This window comes from Burkholderia sp. JKS000303 (assembly GCF_002563755.1).
Lineage (GTDB): Bacteria > Pseudomonadota > Gammaproteobacteria > Burkholderiales > Burkholderiaceae > Burkholderia > Burkholderia anthina_B.
This window is the reverse complement of the sequence record NZ_PDBZ01000001.1, coordinates 4,552,232-4,568,559: the sequence shown is the minus strand read 5'-3', so window position 1 is coordinate 4,568,559 and position 16,328 is coordinate 4,552,232. Positions and strand designations below refer to the sequence as shown.

The window sequence follows — 16,328 nt, the reverse complement described above, 5'->3', positions numbered from 1 at the left end:
TCCAAATCGGCCGCAACCGCCGCGAGGCGGCTGCGGCACCTGCAAAAGCAGGGCGCTTACGCTGCGAGCAGCGAGCGCAGCACGAACGGCAGGATCCCGCCGTGCTTGTAGTAGTCGACTTCGATCGGCGTGTCGATGCGCAGCAGCACCGGCACGCGGGTCGTTTCGCCGTTCTTGCGGTTGATCACGAGCGTCACGTCCTGCTGCGGCTTGAAGTCGTCACCGAGGCCTTCGATGTCGTACGTTTCTTCGCCGGTGATGCCGAGCGACTGGATGCTGTCCGCGCCCTTGAACTGCAGCGGCAGCACGCCCATGCCGACCAGGTTCGAGCGGTGGATCCGCTCGAAGCTGCGTGCGATCACGGCCTTCACGCCGAGCAGTTGCGTGCCCTTCGCGGCCCAGTCGCGCGACGAGCCCGTGCCGTACTCTTCGCCCGCGAACACGACGGTCGGCGTGTCGGCTGCGACGTACTGCATCGCCGCGTCGTAGATCGACTGCTGATCGCCGCTCGGCTGGTGAATCGTCAGGCCGCCTTCGACGCGCGTGCCGTCTGCGTTCGCCGGGATCATCAGGTTCTTGATCCGGACGTTCGCGAACGTGCCGCGCATCATCACGTCGTGGTTGCCGCGGCGCGAGCCGTAGCTGTTGAAGTCGGCCTTCTGCACGCCGTTCTCCTTCAGCCACTTGCCCGCCGGCGAGTCTTCCTTGATCGAGCCTGCCGGGCTGATGTGGTCGGTCGTCACCGAGTCACCGAAGATGCCCAGTGCGCGTGCGCCCTTGACCGTCGGGATCGACGCGGACGGTTCCATCGAGAAGTCGTTGCCGAAGAACGGCGGCTCCGCGATGTAGGTCGACTTCGGCCAGTCGTAGACCTCGCCCGTTTCGCCCTCGATCTTGCTCCAGAGGTCGCCCTTCTTGGTCAGGTGCGCGTAGTTCTTCTCGAACTTTTCCGGATCGAGCGCGTACTTGAGCAGCGCGTGGATTTCGTCGCTCGTCGGCCAGATGTCGCCGAGGTAGATGTCGCGGCCACCCTTGCCCTTGCCGACCGGCTCGGTCATCAGGTCGCGCGTGATGTTGCCGGCGATCGCGTACGCGACGACCAGCGGCGGCGACGCGAGGAAGTTCGCGCGGATGTTCGGGTGGATGCGCGCTTCGAAGTTACGGTTGCCCGACAGCACGGCTGCCGCGACGATGTCGTTCTTCGTGATCGCTTCGTTCAGTTCCGGCGTCAGGTCGCCCGCGTTGCCGATACAGGTCGTGCAGCCGTAAGCGGCGAGTTCGAAGCCGAGCTTCGACAGGTAGGGCAGCAGGCCCGTCTTCGTCAGGTACTCGGTGACGATGCGCGATCCCGGCGCGAGCGAGGTCTTGATCTTCGGATCGACCGTGAGGCCGGCTTCGACGGCCTTCTTCGCGAGCAGGCCGGCGGCCAGCAGCACGCTCGGGTTCGACGTGTTCGTGCACGACGTGATCGCTGCGATCAGCACGTCGCCGTTCTTCACGTCGACGCCGTTGCTCGTCGTGTACTGCGTGCCCAGATCGTCCGCCTTCTTCGCGAAGCCGTTATCCGCGACCGGCTTCGAGAACAGGTCGGTGAACGTCGACTTGACGTGGCCGATCTCGATACGGTCCTGCGGACGCTTCGGGCCGGCCAGCGACGGTGCGACCGTCGCGAGGTCCAGCGTCACCGTCTTCGTGTAGTCGATGTCGCCGGCCTTCGGAATGCCGAACAGCTTCTGTGCCTTGAAGTAGTTCTCGAACGCGGCGATTTCAGCCTTCGTGCGGCCCGTGCCTTCGAAGTAGTCGATCGTCTTTTCGTCGACCGGGAAGAAGCCCATCGTCGCGCCGTATTCCGGCGCCATGTTGCCGATCGTCGCGCGGTCCGGCAGCGACAGCGACTTCGTGCCGGCGCCGAAGAATTCGACGAACTTGCCGACGACCTTCTCCTTGCGCAGCATTTCGGTGATCGTGAGCACCAGGTCGGTGGCCGTCACGCCTTCGCGCAGCTTGCCCTTCAGCTCGACGCCGACGACGTCCGGCGTCAGGAAATACACCGGCTGGCCGAGCATGCCGGCTTCAGCCTCGATGCCGCCCACGCCCCAGCCGACCACGCCGATGCCGTTGATCATCGTCGTGTGGCTGTCCGTGCCGACCAGGGTGTCCGGGTAGTACACGGTGTCGCCGCCGTCCGCCTTCTTGTGGACGCCGCGTGCGAGATATTCGAGGTTCACCTGGTGGACGATGCCCACGCCCGGCGGCACGACCTTGAACGTGTCGAACGCCTGCATGCCCCACTTCATGAACTGGTAGCGCTCGTTGTTGCGCTGGAATTCCAGCTTCATGTTCAGGTCGAGCGCGTCCTTCTGGCGGAAGTAGTCGATCTGGACCGAGTGGTCGACGACGAGATCGACCGGGACCAGCGGCTCGATCTTCTTCGGGTTCTTGCCCGTGCGCTCCGCGACGCCGCGCATGGCCGCGATGTCGGCGAGCAGCGGCACGCCCGTGAAGTCCTGCAGCACCACACGCGACACCACGAACGGAATCTCGTCGACGCGCTTCGCGGTCGGCTTCCAGTTCGCCAGTTGCTCGATGTGCTCTTCGGTAATCTTCTTGCCGTCGTAGTTGCGCAGCACGGATTCGAGCACGATACGGATCGACACCGGCAGGCGCTCGATCTTCGTCTTCAGTTCCTTGCCGAGCTGCGGCAGCGAGTAGAACTTGCCTTTGCCGGAACCGCTGTCGAATTCCTTGAGGGTCTTGTGGAGATTGTGGGCCATGGTGATTTTCCTGGGTTTAAGGCTAGGAAACAAAGAGTCTCGTATTTGACGGCTATATCACATACAAGTCGACGTACTCATCGACCGGCATTGCTTCGAGCTTTGCCTGATCCAGCGACACGTCGAGAATCGCTTGTTGCTGCTTTGCCGGGAAACGGCGGGCGAGGTTGGTCCTGAATTTGTCGACCAGGAGCGGGATGCCGTCTGCACGGCGTCGCTGATGGCCGATCGGGTATTCGACCGCGACTTCGGCAAGCTTCGATCCGTCCGCGAATTCGATCGTCAGCGCATTCGCGATCGATCGCTTGGCGGGGTCATGGTAATCCTTCGTGAACTGCGGGTCCTCGACGCACACCGTTTTCGCGCGCAGCGCATCGATGCGCGGGTCGGCGGCGACCGAATCCTCGTAGTCGGCCGCGGTCAGCCGGCCGAACAGCAGCGGCACGGCGACCATGTACTGGATGCAGTGGTCGCGGTCGGCCGGATTGGCGAGCGGGCCCTGCTTGTCGATGATGCGGATCGCGGCCGCGTGCGTGCGGATCGTGATCCGGCTGATCTCGTCGGTCGTGCGGCCCGCGGCGGCGAGCTGCGCGTGCAGCTGCAGCGCGGCTTCGGCGGCCGTCTGTGCATGGAATTCGGCGGGGAACGCGATCTTGAACAGCACGTTCTCCATTACGTAGGTGCCGTACGGACGCTGGAAGCGGAACGGCTTCCCGTCGAACAGCACGTCGTAGAAGCCCCAGGTTTTTGCGGTGAGCGCCGACGGGTAGCCCATTTCGCCCGTTTTCGCGATCAGCGCGAGGCGCACCGCGCGGGACGTGGCGTCGCCCGCCGCCCACGACTTGCGCGAGCCGGTGTTCGGCGCGTGGCGGTAGGTGCGCAGCGACTGGCCGTCGACGAACGCGTTGGACACCGCGTTGATCAGCTCGTCGCGCGTGAGCCCGAGCAGGCGCCCGACGACGGCCGTCGACGCGACCTTCACGAGCAGCACGTGGTCGAGCCCGACGGCATTGAATGAATTCTCGAGTGCGAGGCAGCCCTGGATCTCGTGGGCCTGGATCATCGCGACGAGCACGTCGCGCATGGCAAGCGGCTTCCGGCCGGCCGCGACGGCCGTGCGGGACAGCCAGTCGGCCGTCGCCAGGATCCCGCCGAGATTGTCGGACGGGTGACCCCATTCGGCGGCGAGCCAGGTGTCGTTGAAGTCCAGCCAGCGGATCATCGCGCCGATGTCGAAAGCGGCCTGGACGGGATCGAGCTGGAAGGACGTGCCGGGCACCTTCGCGCCGTTCGGCACGATCGTGCCGGGCACGACGGGGCCGAGCAGCTTGGTGCAGGCAGGGTAGGACAGCGCCTCGAGTCCGCATCCGAGCGTGTCGATCAGGCAATGACGCGCCGTCTCCAGCGCGAGCGCGCTGTCGATGCCGGTGTTCAGCACGTAGTCGACGATATCGACGAGTACCGAATCCGGCGCAGGGCGGACGTTGGAGACCGGGGCGGACATCGAGGTCTGGGTGACGCGCTTAGTTCGTGGCCGGCTTCAGCTCGTTCGACTGCGTCGGCGCTGCGGCGCCTTGCGCCATTTCCGGCGTCACGCATTCGTCGGCGAGACGCTCGCCACCGTTCGCGTCGGTGAACAGCATCGCCTTGGTCGGGATCACGATCAGCTTGAAGCCGTTGGCCGGATCGTAGAACGTATCGGCGCCCGTCGTCGTGGCTTGACGCGGCAGCTTGTAGTTCTTCTTCGCCCAGTGAACCGTGACAACCTGGTCGCGCTTCATGTCACCGGCGAGATCGAACGACAGGCCGTCCTTGCACGACCACTTGACCGCGCCGTCCGGTACCGGATCGACCTTGGCCGCGGCACGTGCCTGGGCCTTCTTGCTGCGCGGGATGATGCGCTTGGCCGGCGCCGGGCGCTTGGCCGTCTTCTTCGCAGTCGTGGTCGTACCCTGCGCGAACGCGCTCGGAGCCGACACCAGCATCGTGGCGGACAATGCGCCGATGGCGGTAGCGATCAGGAGTTTCTTCATGGAGTCAGAACCTTTCGATAATCAGTTGACAAGGGCCGGCATCCGCCGGCCGGTTTGAAACTGCACGCGCCCCGGAAGCGCGCAGCGGCCGCTATTTTCACCTATTTGGCCGCGCATATTTCAGGTTTTCGGGCTCCGTTACGTTTTTTGTCGTTTCGCAAACCTGTATCGGGTTCACGCCCCGGTGATTCGATGAAATTCGTGGGCCGGCATGCTCACCGGGCCGCTCCGGCGGCGCTCGGGCCGAACAGCGGGGCGGCCCCGGCCGGCACGGGCTGGCCGGTCGCCCGCGCGCGGCGCAGCACCGACCAGTAATAACGGTAGCTCGCGCGGTCGTGCAAGGTATTGCCGTGGCGCGTCGGGCCCCAGTCGGCCGCCTGCGCGGCCAGCAGGATTTCGGCGGCCAGCTCGACTTCGTCGGTGCGCGGTGCGAACGCGTCGACGATCGGGCGAACCTGCGCGGGGTGGATGCTCCACATCCGCGTGAACGCGAACTCGTCGCGCGCGCGGCGCGCATCGCCGGCGACGACGCTCATGTCGCGCACTTCGGTCGTTACGTTGTGCGATGGCGTCTTGCCGTGCGCGTGGCAGGCTGCGGCGATTTCCAGCTTCGCGCGGCGCACGAGCGGGTGGTCGAACTGGCCGGGCGAGCGCATTGCCGCATCGGGGATCGCGCCATGATGCGCGGACACGAAGTCCATCAGCCCGAAGCTCAGCGTGCCGACCAGCGGCAGCGCGGCGAGGGCGGCCGCCTGTGCGAGCGCGCCGTGCGTCTCGACCAGCACGTCGACCGGAATCGGCTGCGCGAGGCCAAGCTCGCGGCGCGTGCCTTCGATGAACGCGACCATTTCGGCCGCGTCGGCGGCACTCGCGATCTTCGGCAGCGTGATGTAGGCCGGCGCACGGGCGGCGCGCAGCACGATGCGCACGTCGTCGCGCCAGTGGGAATGGGAAAAATCGTGGATGCGTACGCCGACCCGCCCGAAGCGGTTGTCGGCGCTGCCGAGGGATTCGGCGACGAGCTGCGCGTGCGCGGCCTCCTGGCCGACGGCCGCGCCGTCCTCGCAGTCGAGCGTAATGTCGAATACGGGGCCGAGCTCGGCCTGGAGCGCGAGCGACTTGCGCATCAGCTTCTCGCTGCCCGCGTAGTGATCGCAGCAGGGCAGGATCGCGGGCGGGGACGCCCCGTCGTACAGCACTTGTGCAGGAGTGAGCGCGGACATCTCTTCTACGTCCAGGAAGCGGGCAACGTGGAGAAAATCGGATTCGGGCGCGTTCTGGGCCGGCGCGCGGGGCGCGGGTGGCGGCAAAACGTGCGCGGATCGGATCGGGCGGCGGCGCAGGCTGCATATGCAGGCCCCGCCGCCCGTGCCGTGACCGGGCCGCCCGCAGGCGGCCCGGCAAATGCATCCTGCTTAGTTCTTCAGCAGGTGAGCGACGCCGTCGCGCTCTTCGAGCAGCTCGGCCAGCGTGCCGTCCATCTTTTCGCGCGAGAACGCGTCGATTTCCAGGCCTTCGATACGCTTGTACTCGCCGTTTTCGCAAACGACCGGCACACCGTAGATGATGTCTTCGGGGATGCCGTACGAGCCGTCCGACGGGATACCCATCGTGACCCACTTGCCGTTCGTGCCGAGCACCCAGTCACGGACGTGGTCGATCGCCGCGTTGGCTGCCGACGCTGCCGACGACAGGCCGCGCGCTTCGATGATCGCCGCGCCGCGCTTGCCGACCGTCGGGATGAACGTGTCGCGGTTCCACACGTCGTCATTGATCAGCTTCAGCAGCGATTCGCCTTCGACGGTCGCGAAGCGGAAGTCCGGGTACATCGTGGGCGAGTGGTTGCCCCACACGGCGAGCTTTTCGATCGACGCGACCGGCTTGCCCGACTTGGCTGCCAGTTGCGACAGCGCGCGGTTGTGGTCGAGGCGCAGCATGGCCGTGAAGTTCTTCTTCGGCAGATCCGGCGCCGACTTCATCGCGATGTATGCGTTGGTGTTCGCCGGGTTGCCGACGACCAGCACCTTGACGTCGCGGCTTGCGACTTCGTTCAGTGCGGCGCCCTGGACCGTGAAGATCTCGGCGTTGGCCGACAGCAGGTCCTTGCGCTCCATGCCCTTCGAGCGCGGACGTGCGCCGACCAGCAGAGCGACGTCTGCATCCTTGAATGCAACCTTCGGATCATCGGTGATCACGACGCCCGCGAGCAGCGGGAACGCGCAATCGTCGAGTTCCATCACGACGCCTTTGACGGCGGCTTGGGCTTGCGGGAGGTCGAGCAGTTGCAGGATGACCGGCTGGTCCTTGCCGAGCAGGTCGCCGTTCGCGATGCGGAACAGCAGGGAGTAAGCGATTTGACCTGCGGCGCCGGTGACGGCAACGCGCTTTGCGGGCTTAGCCATTGAAAATCTCCAGGACGGGTGAAGCGGTGGACGCTAGACAAAACGCCATTCTATGCGCGTTATGCGTAGCGTTGCATTGAAGCAGGGCGGAGGACTCGCGAAAGGCAGACGCGGTGAACCTGGAGACGGCCGTGGCACGTAGCCGGGGACGCGTATTTGCACCCGCGAACCCTTGCTCGCCCCGGAGTGTAGGAGCCGTCGGGTCCAAAGTCAAACGGTATCATATGTCTTATATAAGACAGATGTTTTGCGGAATTTGAGTGGACGGAAAAGTGCGGTTTGTGATGAAATGCGCGCCATGACATCGAACCAGGCGAATAACGCGAATCCGACCGGCGCAGGCAGCCAAGGGCAGCCGGGTGCGGGCGATTCCGCGCCGACGCCTGCCGCTTCGCCGTCGCCGACTTTCAGTCCGTTATACCAGCAGATCAAGTCATTGATCACGCAAAGTCTCGAAACCGGTGAATGGAAGCCGGGCGAGATCATCCCGAGCGAAGTGGAGCTCGCGGCCCGCTACAAGGTCAGCCAGGGCACCGTTCGCAAGGCGATCGACGAACTGGCCGCCGAAAACCTCGTGGTTCGCCGGCAGGGCAAGGGTACTTTTGTTGCAACGCACAATGAAGATCGCGCGCAGTTCCGCTTCCTTCGTTTGCTGGCCGACGATGGTGCCGAGCACCCGCACGTGAGCCGCCTGCTCGAATGCCGGCGCCTGCGCGCGCCGGCCGAGATCGCGCGGCAGCTCGACCTGAAGCCTGCCGATCCGGTCGTGCAGGTGCGGCGCCTGCTGGAATTTGACAGCGAAGTGACGGTGCTCGACGAGATCTGGCTGCCGGGCGCGATGTTCCGCGGGCTCACGTTCGAGCGGCTCAGCGAGTACAAGGGGCCGCTCTACGCGATGTTCGAGACGGAGTTCGGCACGCGGATGATCCGTGCGACGGAAAAGATCCGCGCCGTGGCGGCGGAGCCGGCCGTGGCCGACCTGCTGCACGTGCCGGCAGGTTTCCCATTGCTTTCGGTCGAGCGCGTGTCCTATACATATGGCGACCGGCCAGTGGAAGTGCGACGCGGCTGGTATGTCACAACCGGGTATTACTATCAGAATGACTTGAGCTGACGACGTATCGGCACAAGCAGCGTGCACGCGCGTTTCCATTTGCGCGTAGCACGTTTCGGGCCGCCTTTATTCTCGTTCGCGTAACGATCCAGAGCAGACTTTCGCTGCAGCGCGATATAAAAAGGCGCTAAAATTGCGGATTAGTGTGACAACATAGTAGGGGTCTAGCATGACTGACGCAGTAAGAAAGCCGAGACCGGAATACCGGAACATCGGATTCGGCGATATCACGATGAAATACCGCATGCCGCTGGCAGCGATATTGTCGATCCTCCATCGAGTCAGCGGTGCGCTGCTGTTCCTGTTCCTGCCGTTCCTCCTGTTTCTCTTCGACCAGAGTCTCACCTCCGAGCTCAGCTTCGAAGTCTTCAAGGCCTTCCTCTCCAACATCGTCGTCAAGCTGATCGTCCTCGCGCTGTCGTGGGCGTTCCTCCACCATTTCTGCGCCGGCATTCGCCACCTGCTGATGGACGTCAACCACGACGCCGTCACGAAGGAAGGCGGCAAGCGGACGGCAGTCGTCGTCTTTGTCGTCTCGATCGCCCTGACGATCGCCATGGCACTCAAACTGTTCGGAGCGTTCTAAGAAAATGGCAGCCAATAACCGAATCGGCTCGAAGCGCCTCGTCGTCGGCGCTCACTATGGCCTGCGCGACTGGCTCGCGCAACGCGTCACCGCCACGATCATGGCGGTCTACACGATCATTCTGCTCGCCCTGTTCTTCGGCGCGCACGACTTCTCGTACGAAGGCTGGGCGTCGATCTTCTCCGCGCAATGGATGAAGCTCGCGACCTTCGTGACGCTGCTTTCCCTCTTCTACCACGCATGGGTCGGCGTGCGCGACATCTGGATGGACTACGTGAAGCCCGTCGGTGTGCGCCTGCTGCTGCAATCGCTGACCATCGTCTGGCTGCTCGCATGTGCGGGCTACGCCGCGCAGATTCTCTGGAGAGTGTAAAGAATGGCTGCAATCAAAACTTCCCTGCCGCGCCGCAAGTTCGACGTGGTGATCGTCGGCGCGGGCGGCTCGGGCTTGCGCGCAGCGCTGCAACTGTCGCGCGCGGGCCTGTCGGTCGGCGTGCTGTCGAAGGTGTTCCCGACGCGTTCGCACACGGTGGCGGCGCAGGGCGGCATCGGCGCATCGCTCGGCAACATGAGCGAAGACAACTGGCACTTCCACTTCTACGACACGATCAAGGGTTCCGACTGGCTCGGCGACCAGGACGCGATCGAGTTCATGTGCCGCGAAGCACCGAACGTCGTGTACGAACTGGAACACTTCGGCATGCCGTTCGACCGTAACGCGGACGGCACGATCTACCAGCGTCCGTTCGGCGGCCACACCGCGAACTACGGCGAGAAGCCCGTCCAGCGCGCTTGCGCGGCTGCCGACCGTACCGGTCACGCGCTGCTGCACACGCTGTACCAGCAGAACGTCGAAGCGAAGACGCAGTTCTTCGTCGAATGGATGGCGCTCGACCTGATCCGCGACGCCGACGGCGACGTGCTCGGCGTGACGGCCCTCGAGATGGAGACGGGTGACGTCTACATCATGGAAGGCAAGACGACGCTGTTCGCGACGGGCGGCGCAGGCCGGATCTTCGCGGCATCGACCAACGCGTTCATCAACACCGGCGACGGCCTCGGCATGGCGGCCCGCTCGGGCATCGCGCTGCAGGACATGGAGTTCTGGCAGTTCCACCCGACCGGCGTGGCCGGCGCGGGCGTGCTGATCACCGAAGGCGTGCGCGGCGAAGGCGGCATTCTGCGCAACGCGAACGGCGAGCGCTTCATGGAACGCTACGCACCGACGCTGAAGGATCTGGCGCCGCGTGACTTCGTGTCGCGTTCGATGGACCAGGAAATCAAGGAAGGTCGCGGCGTCGGTCCGAACAAGGATCACGTGCTGCTCGACCTGTCGCACATCGGCGCAGAGACGATCATGAAGCGTCTGCCGTCGATCCGCGAAATCGCGCTGAAGTTCGCGAACGTCGATGCGATCAAGGAACCGATCCCGGTCGTCCCGACGATCCACTACCAGATGGGCGGCATCCCGACCAACATCCACGGTCAGGTCGTCGGCACGTCGCGCGATCACAAGGAACCGGTCAACGGCTTCTACGCAGTGGGCGAATGCTCGTGCGTGTCCGTGCACGGCGCGAACCGCCTCGGCACGAACTCGCTGCTGGACCTCGTGGTGTTCGGCCGTGCGGCCGGCAACCACATCGTCGAGCACGTGAAGAACCAGAAGGAACACAAGCCGCTGCCGGCCGATGCAGGCGAATTCTCGCTGGCACGCCTGGCGAAGCTCGAGAAGTCGAGCTCGGGCGAGTACACGCAGGACGTCGCGAACGACATCCGTTCGACGATGCAGAAGCATGCAGGCGTGTTCCGCACGTCGGCGCTGCTGAAGGAAGGCGTCGACGAGATGGCCGGCCTGAAGGCACGCGTGGAAAACATCCACCTGAAGGACAAGTCGAAGGTGTTCAACACCGCGCGCGTCGAAGCGCTCGAGCTGGAGAACCTGATCGAAGTCGCCCGCGCGACGATGGTGTCGGCGGAAGCGCGCAAGGAAAGCCGCGGCGCGCACGCACACAGCGATTACGAACACCGCGACGACGACAACTGGCTGCGCCACACGCTGTGGTACAGCGAAGGCGATCGCCTCGACTACAAGCCGGTTCAAATGAAGCCGCTGACGGTCGAATCCGTGCCGCCGAAGCCGCGCACGTTCTAAGCCGAGTCAAAGGAATCCGAAATGGCAAAACGCATTTTTGAAGTCTACCGCTACGATCCGGACAAGGACGCGGCACCGCGCATGCAGACGTACGAGCTCGAGATCCAGCATGAACGCATGCTGCTCGACGCACTGGTCAAGCTGAAGGCACTGGACGAGACGTTGTCGTTCCGCCGCTCGTGCCGTGAAGGCGTGTGCGGTTCGGACGCGATGAACATCAACGGCAAGAACGGCCTCGCGTGCCTGACGAACCTGAACGACCTGCCGCAGAAGATCGTGCTGCGCCCGCTGCCGGGCCTGCCCGTCGTGCGCGACCTGATCGTCGACATGACGCACTTCTTCAACCAGTATCACTCGATCAAGCCGTACCTGATCAACGACGCGCCGCCGCCGGAGAAGGAACGCCTCCAGTCGCCGGAAGAGCGCGACGAGCTCGACGGCGTGTACGAGTGCATTCTGTGCGCGAGCTGCTCGACGTCGTGCCCGAGCTTCTGGTGGAACCCGGACAAGTTCGTCGGCCCGGCCGGTCTGCTGCAGGCTTACCGCTTCATCGCGGATAGTCGCGACACCGCCACCGGCGAGCGTCTCGACAACCTGGAAGATCCGTACCGTCTGTTCCGTTGCCACACGATCATGAACTGCGTCGACGTTTGCCCGAAGGGCCTGAACCCGACGAAGGCGATCGGCAAGATCAAGGAACTGATGGTTCGCCGCGCGGTTTAAGGTTGTATGAGCGACGATTCGCATCAATCCGACCCGCACCGTCGCGCGCGCCTTCGCTGGCGCGCGCGGCGGGGTCTGCTGGAAAACGACATCATCTTCGAGCGTTTCTTCGGCAGATACGAGCATGACCTCACCGATGCAGACGTAGGCGCGTTGTCGCGCCTGCTCGATCTGAGCGACAACGACCTGATGGACTTGCTCCTCGCGCGCAAGGAACCAGAAGGCGACCTAGACAGCCCGGATATTCACCGGCTGTTGGAGATGCTGCGCAACGTGTAACGCGTTACGCCCGTTATCGAATCCCGTTTCTTTATTTCGATTGAGGATGTGCCATGACTCCGTCTGATGTTAAAGCCACGCTATCGTTCAGCGACAACTCTCCGAGCGTCGAAATGCCGATCTACAAGGGCACGATGGGCCCGGACGTAATCGACATCCGCAAGCTGTACGGCCAGACCGGCAAGTTCACGTATGACCCGGGCTTCATGTCGACGGCGGCTTGTAATTCGGCGATCACGTACATCGACGGCGACAAAGGCGAACTGCTGTACCGCGGCTACCCGATTGACAACCTCGCGCAGAACGCGGACTTCCTCGAGTCCTGCTACCTGCTGCTGAAGGGTGAACTGCCGAACGCAGCGCAGAAGAAGGAATTCGTCGACACCGTCACGAAGCACACGATGGTGCACGAGCAGATGCACTTCTTCTTCCGCGGCTTCCGTCGCGATGCGCACCCGATGGCAGTGCTGGTGGCGGCCGTCGGCGCGCTGTCGGCGTTCTATCACGACTCGCTCGACATCAACGACCCGCGTCACCGCGAAGTGTCGGCGATCCGCATGATCGCCAAGCTGCCGACGCTTGTCGCGATGGCGTACAAGTTCAGCATCGGCCAGCCGTTCGTGTATCCGAAGAACGAGCTGTCGTACAGCGCGAACTTCATGCACATGATGTTCTCGAACCCGTGCGAAGAGTACAAGGTCAACGACGTGCTCGTCCGCGCACTCGACCGTATCCTGATTCTGCACGCCGATCACGAGCAGAACGCATCGACGTCGACCGTCCGTCTGGCCGGCTCGTCGGGCGCGAACCCGTTCGCATGTATCGCGGCCGGTATCGCCTGTCTGTGGGGCCCGGCGCACGGTGGTGCGAACGAAGCCGCACTGAACATGCTCGAGCAGATCGGTTCGCCGGACAACATTCCCGAATTCATCAAGCAGGTGAAGGACAAGAATTCGGGCGTGAAGCTGATGGGCTTCGGTCACCGCGTGTACAAGAACTACGACCCGCGTGCGAAGCTGATGCGCGAAACGTGCTACGAAGTGCTGAACGAATTGGGCCTGCACGACGACCCGCTGTTCAAGCTCGCGATGCAGCTCGAGAAGATCGCGCTGGAAGACGAGTACTTCGTGTCGCGTAAGCTGTACCCGAACGTCGACTTCTACTCGGGCATCGTTCAGCGCGCGCTGGGCATCCCGACGTCGATGTTCACGTGTATCTTCGCGATGGCACGTACGGTCGGCTGGATCGCACAGTGGAACGAAATGATTGCTGATCCCGAGCAAAAGATCGGCCGTCCGCGTCAGCTGTTCATCGGCGACGCGCCGCGCGAAGCGAAGCCGATCAGCGCACGTTAAGTCGTGCGTGGCGCGAATGGCCGTCAGGCCGCTCGCGCTCGGCAGGCGCAACGCCTCGACACCCCGGTGGGTCATCCCGCCGGGGTGTTTTCATTTGTGCGGCCGACGTGGGCCCGATCCGGTGCGGCGCTCCAGCGACGGCGGCCGCGTATCGAGCGGCGGCGCACTGGCATCGGGCGCGTGGCCGTGCTGCACGAAGAACTGCCGGTATGCGCCCGGCGTCATCCCGCGCGCGGCAAGGAACTGGCGGTTGAAGTTCGCCGCGTTCGGAATGCCGCAGCGCGCGGCTACCGTCGCGATCGGCCAGTCGGTGCCGACCAGGTGACGGCACGCGTGCGCGAGCCGCAGCCGCTGGACGTAGCGGCCGACGCTTTCGCCGAGGTGCCGTACGAAGAGCCGCTGCAGCGTGCGTTCGGACATGTGTGCCGCTGCGGCGAGTGCGTCGATGCGCAGTGGTTCGTGAAAGCGCAGGTCGATCGCGTCGAGCACGCGGTCCAGGCGTTCGGCCTCCGGCGCGGCGACGTCGGCGGCCGCGGCTGTAGCGGTCGCATCGGGTCGGCCATACGCCTGCGCGGTGGCGAGCGGCTCGCCCCCGGCTTCCGCGAGATCGGTGAGCGTGTCGAGTGCGGCCGCGAGGCGGATGCGCGGCGACGGATCGAGCAACCGCGGCAGCCGGGCGTGCATTGCGCGGGCCGTGTCGGCGGCAAAGCTCAGCCCCGGCGCCGCGCGCCGCAGCAGCGAGCGTAGCGGCGCGTACTCGGGGCAGCAGTCGGCCACGCGGCGCGCCCAGTCGCCATCGAACCAGACGACCAGTGCGACTTCCGGCGCCTCGCGGTCGATGCGCGCGTTCGACGACCACGTATGCGGCAGGTTGGGCGGCACGAGCACCAGATCGTCGTCCGCGTAGCTGGCGACGTGATCGCCGACGAAGCGCCGGCCGCGGCTGTTGAGTGTCAGCGTCAGTTCGTATTCGGGATGGCGATGCCATTCGAACGGAATGCGCGCGAGCTGGCGGTGGTACACGCGGATCGAACAGCCGGGGGCGAACGTCACGTGCTCGTACTGCGGTTTCATCGCGGCCTCCGGCGAGGGCAGGCAACGCGCCGTGGCATGATCGTGAGCATTCGTCACGACGGAGCGATGCCATGTTTTCACATGTTTGCGTGGGTGTCGGCGACACCGCGCGCGCGTACGACTTCTATGCGCCGCTGCTCGCGGAACTCGGGCTGCGTCTGAAGTTCAGCGAGCCGGACGGCTGGTCGGGCTGGATGCCGGCCGACACCGACCGTCCGCTGTTCTTCTTCGGCCATCCGCTCGACGGCCGCGCGCCGGAACCGGGCAACGGCCATACGGTCGCCTTCGACGCGCAGACGCGCGCGCAGGTCGATCGCTGCCATGCGCTCGCGCTGCAGCAGGGCGGCACCTGCGAAGGGCCGCCGGGCCTGCGGCCGCACTATCACTCCGATTACTACGGCGCGTATTTCCGCGACCCGGACGGCAACAAGCTGTGCGTGGTGTGCCACCGGGCCGAGTGAAGCGAGGTTGTCAGGATTGTATCTATTGTTGGCCGGATAGTGTCGTCGGCGATCGTGCGGCGGCCGTACGCTGAGTATTCGTCACGACACGATTCAGCGAGGAGACTACGATGCACCTGACGATTGACGATCTGCCCGTCGCGATTGGCGCGGCGAAACGGGCGCTGCGCGCCGGTTTGCCCGGTTACGCGGCCACGTTCCGCGAACTGGAGGGCGACATCGCGCGACAGGTCGACGCGATTCGCCGCGCGCACGCGCACGGCCATGACGTGATTCCGGCGCTCCAATACGCGGATATCGCGAACGGCACCGTCGATCCGGGCGCGCTTGCCGCGATCCGCACGCACGGCGCGGCGGTGATCCGCGGCGTGTTCGACGCGCGGCAGGCGCGCGACTGGAACGACGAGATCGGTGCCTACCTGGACACGAACCGGTTCGCCGACCGGCTGCATGCGCGCGCCGAGGACCGTTATTTCGGCGACCTCGCGTCGAGCAAGCCGCAGATCTTCGGCGTCTACTGGACGAAGCCGCAGGTGGCCGCGCGTCAGTCGCCGGCACTCACGCAGGCGCGCGTGTTCCTGAACCGCCTGTGGCGCCATGCGGACGGCGCGCGCACGCATTTCGATCCCGGCCAGGTGCCGGCCTACGCGGACCGGATCCGTCGCCGGCCGCCCGGTTCGACGTCGCTCGGGCTGTCACCGCACGTCGACGGCGGCTCCGTCGAGCGCTGGCTCGGCGCGAATTTCCGGCAGGTCTACCGCCACGTGCTGGCTGGCCGGTGGCGCGATTACGACCCGTTCGACGCGGCGTTCCGCCCGGATGTCGAGGAGATTCCGTCGCCGGCCGTGTGCTCGATGTTCCGCACGTTCCAGGGCTGGACCGCGCTGACGCCGCAAGGGCCCGGCGACGGCACGCTGCAGCTGATTCCGGTTGCGAACGCGATGGCGTATGTCGTGCTGCGCGCGCTGCAGGACGACGTCGCCGACGACGACCTGTGCGGCGCGCGTCCGGGCCGCGCGTTGTCGATCCTGCCGGAATGGCATGCGTTGCTGCTCGACGCGCTGGTGCCGATCCCGCACATGGAGCCGGGCGATGCGGTGTTCTGGCACGGGGACGTCGTGCACGCGGTCGAGGATGCGCATCGCGGCAGCGGCGACAGCAATGTGATGTACATCGCGGCCGCGCCCGGTTGCGCGAAGAACGAGGCGTACCTGCAGCACCAGCGGCTCGCGTTCCTGCGCGGCGACAGCCCGCCCGATTTCCCGGCAGACCATTTCGAGGTCGACTTCGACGGGCGCGCAGGGGCGGGCGATCTCACCGCACTCGGCCGCGCGCAGATGGGGTTCGATCCGTTCGCGTAACGGTCGGGTCGTAC

The 16,328-nt window shown here is 65.0% G+C and carries 15 protein-coding genes; 9 read left to right on the top strand and 6 right to left on the bottom strand.

The features are described 5' to 3' along the window. Window positions 1-56: 56 nt before the first annotated feature. From acnA to BX604_RS21375, 5 genes are all read right to left on the bottom strand, one after another. Window positions 57-2,774 (bottom strand): aconitate hydratase AcnA, encoded by a 2,718-nt coding sequence (gene acnA, locus BX604_RS21395; protein ID WP_098552538.1) that lies wholly within the window; start codon window positions 2,772-2,774, stop codon window positions 57-59. 52 nt (window positions 2,775-2,826) lie between these two features. Next, window positions 2,827-4,278 (bottom strand): bifunctional 2-methylcitrate dehydratase/aconitate hydratase, encoded by a 1,452-nt coding sequence (locus BX604_RS21390; RefSeq protein WP_098552537.1) that lies wholly within the window; start codon window positions 4,276-4,278, stop codon window positions 2,827-2,829. A gap of 19 nt (window positions 4,279-4,297) precedes the next feature. Next, window positions 4,298-4,807 carry a hypothetical protein gene (locus BX604_RS21385; RefSeq protein WP_098552536.1) on the bottom strand — a complete coding sequence of 170 codons (510 nt, stop codon included), beginning with the start codon at window positions 4,805-4,807 and terminating at the stop codon, window positions 4,298-4,300. Window positions 4,808-5,022: 215 nt separating this feature from the next. Beyond that, the gene (locus BX604_RS21380; protein WP_098552535.1) at window positions 5,023-6,030 is read right to left on the bottom strand and encodes an HpcH/HpaI aldolase/citrate lyase family protein; all 1,008 of its coding nucleotides are present in this window, start codon (window positions 6,028-6,030) and stop codon (window positions 5,023-5,025) included. A 192-nt stretch (window positions 6,031-6,222) separates the two neighbouring features. Further along, window positions 6,223-7,209, bottom strand: coding sequence for a malate dehydrogenase (locus BX604_RS21375; RefSeq protein WP_014899969.1), 987 nt, complete (start codon window positions 7,207-7,209; stop codon window positions 6,223-6,225). A gap of 289 nt (window positions 7,210-7,498) precedes the next feature. Here BX604_RS21375 and BX604_RS21370 point away from each other — a divergent pair, with 289 nt between their 5' ends. The 7 genes from BX604_RS21370 to gltA all read left to right on the top strand — a co-directional run bounded on the left by BX604_RS21370 (window position 7,499) and on the right by gltA (window position 13,418). Then, window positions 7,499-8,323: a GntR family transcriptional regulator gene (locus BX604_RS21370; protein ID WP_098552534.1), complete on the top strand. Its 825-nt coding sequence runs from the start codon at window positions 7,499-7,501 to the stop codon at window positions 8,321-8,323. 169 nt (window positions 8,324-8,492) lie between these two features. Next, entirely contained in the window at window positions 8,493-8,909 is a 417-nt protein-coding gene (sdhC, locus tag BX604_RS21365) for a succinate dehydrogenase, cytochrome b556 subunit (protein ID WP_098552533.1), read from the top strand. A gap of 4 nt (window positions 8,910-8,913) precedes the next feature. Further along, entirely contained in the window at window positions 8,914-9,282 is a 369-nt protein-coding gene (gene sdhD, locus BX604_RS21360) for a succinate dehydrogenase, hydrophobic membrane anchor protein (RefSeq protein WP_096503991.1), read from the top strand. Between the two features lie 3 nt (window positions 9,283-9,285). Next, the gene (gene sdhA, locus BX604_RS21355) at window positions 9,286-11,061 is read left to right on the top strand and encodes a succinate dehydrogenase flavoprotein subunit (RefSeq protein ID WP_098552532.1); all 1,776 of its coding nucleotides are present in this window, start codon (window positions 9,286-9,288) and stop codon (window positions 11,059-11,061) included. Between the two features lie 21 nt (window positions 11,062-11,082). After that, window positions 11,083-11,784 (top strand): succinate dehydrogenase iron-sulfur subunit, encoded by a 702-nt coding sequence (locus BX604_RS21350; protein ID WP_006479352.1) that lies wholly within the window; start codon window positions 11,083-11,085, stop codon window positions 11,782-11,784. A gap of 6 nt (window positions 11,785-11,790) precedes the next feature. Next, a complete protein-coding gene (locus BX604_RS21345; RefSeq protein ID WP_031400668.1) occupies window positions 11,791-12,063 on the top strand; it encodes an FAD assembly factor SdhE in 273 nt (90 codons plus the stop codon). A gap of 53 nt (window positions 12,064-12,116) precedes the next feature. After that, window positions 12,117-13,418 (top strand): citrate synthase, encoded by a 1,302-nt coding sequence (gltA, locus tag BX604_RS21340; protein WP_098552531.1) that lies wholly within the window; start codon window positions 12,117-12,119, stop codon window positions 13,416-13,418. Window positions 13,419-13,508: 90 nt separating this feature from the next. On the opposite strand, the gene BX604_RS21335 is transcribed toward gltA, so the two are convergent. Beyond that, window positions 13,509-14,492: a helix-turn-helix domain-containing protein gene (locus BX604_RS21335; RefSeq protein WP_098553008.1), complete on the bottom strand. Its 984-nt coding sequence runs from the start codon at window positions 14,490-14,492 to the stop codon at window positions 13,509-13,511. Between the two features lie 71 nt (window positions 14,493-14,563). Here BX604_RS21335 and BX604_RS21330 point away from each other — a divergent pair, with 71 nt between their 5' ends. Both BX604_RS21330 and BX604_RS21325 read left to right on the top strand, forming a co-directional pair. Further along, window positions 14,564-14,953, top strand: coding sequence for a VOC family protein (locus BX604_RS21330; RefSeq protein ID WP_098552530.1), 390 nt, complete (start codon window positions 14,564-14,566; stop codon window positions 14,951-14,953). Between the two features lie 110 nt (window positions 14,954-15,063). Then, window positions 15,064-16,314 (top strand): DUF1479 domain-containing protein, encoded by a 1,251-nt coding sequence (locus tag BX604_RS21325; protein ID WP_098552529.1) that lies wholly within the window; start codon window positions 15,064-15,066, stop codon window positions 16,312-16,314. Window positions 16,315-16,328: the final 14 nt, after the last annotated feature.

What these genes read in the sequence shown, in the direction of transcription:
- acnA (WP_098552538.1), bottom strand. Translation starts at nt 2,774, where the DNA reads ATGGCCCACAATCTCCACAAGACCCTCAAGGAATTCGACAGCGGTTCC.
- BX604_RS21390 (WP_098552537.1), bottom strand. Translation starts at nt 4,278, where the DNA reads ATGTCCGCCCCGGTCTCCAACGTCCGCCCTGCGCCGGATTCGGTACTC.
- BX604_RS21385 (WP_098552536.1), bottom strand. Translation starts at nt 4,807, where the DNA reads ATGAAGAAACTCCTGATCGCTACCGCCATCGGCGCATTGTCCGCCACG.
- BX604_RS21380 (WP_098552535.1), bottom strand. Translation starts at nt 6,030, where the DNA reads ATGTCCGCGCTCACTCCTGCACAAGTGCTGTACGACGGGGCGTCCCCG.
- BX604_RS21375 (WP_014899969.1), bottom strand. Translation starts at nt 7,209, where the DNA reads ATGGCTAAGCCCGCAAAGCGCGTTGCCGTCACCGGCGCCGCAGGTCAA.
- BX604_RS21370 (WP_098552534.1), top strand. Translation starts at nt 7,499, where the DNA reads ATGCGCGCCATGACATCGAACCAGGCGAATAACGCGAATCCGACCGGC.
- sdhC (WP_098552533.1), top strand. Translation starts at nt 8,493, where the DNA reads ATGACTGACGCAGTAAGAAAGCCGAGACCGGAATACCGGAACATCGGA.
- sdhD (WP_096503991.1), top strand. Translation starts at nt 8,914, where the DNA reads ATGGCAGCCAATAACCGAATCGGCTCGAAGCGCCTCGTCGTCGGCGCT.
- sdhA (WP_098552532.1), top strand. Translation starts at nt 9,286, where the DNA reads ATGGCTGCAATCAAAACTTCCCTGCCGCGCCGCAAGTTCGACGTGGTG.
- BX604_RS21350 (WP_006479352.1), top strand. Translation starts at nt 11,083, where the DNA reads ATGGCAAAACGCATTTTTGAAGTCTACCGCTACGATCCGGACAAGGAC.
- BX604_RS21345 (WP_031400668.1), top strand. Translation starts at nt 11,791, where the DNA reads ATGAGCGACGATTCGCATCAATCCGACCCGCACCGTCGCGCGCGCCTT.
- gltA (WP_098552531.1), top strand. Translation starts at nt 12,117, where the DNA reads ATGACTCCGTCTGATGTTAAAGCCACGCTATCGTTCAGCGACAACTCT.
- BX604_RS21335 (WP_098553008.1), bottom strand. Translation starts at nt 14,492, where the DNA reads ATGAAACCGCAGTACGAGCACGTGACGTTCGCCCCCGGCTGTTCGATC.
- BX604_RS21330 (WP_098552530.1), top strand. Translation starts at nt 14,564, where the DNA reads ATGTTTTCACATGTTTGCGTGGGTGTCGGCGACACCGCGCGCGCGTAC.
- BX604_RS21325 (WP_098552529.1), top strand. Translation starts at nt 15,064, where the DNA reads ATGCACCTGACGATTGACGATCTGCCCGTCGCGATTGGCGCGGCGAAA.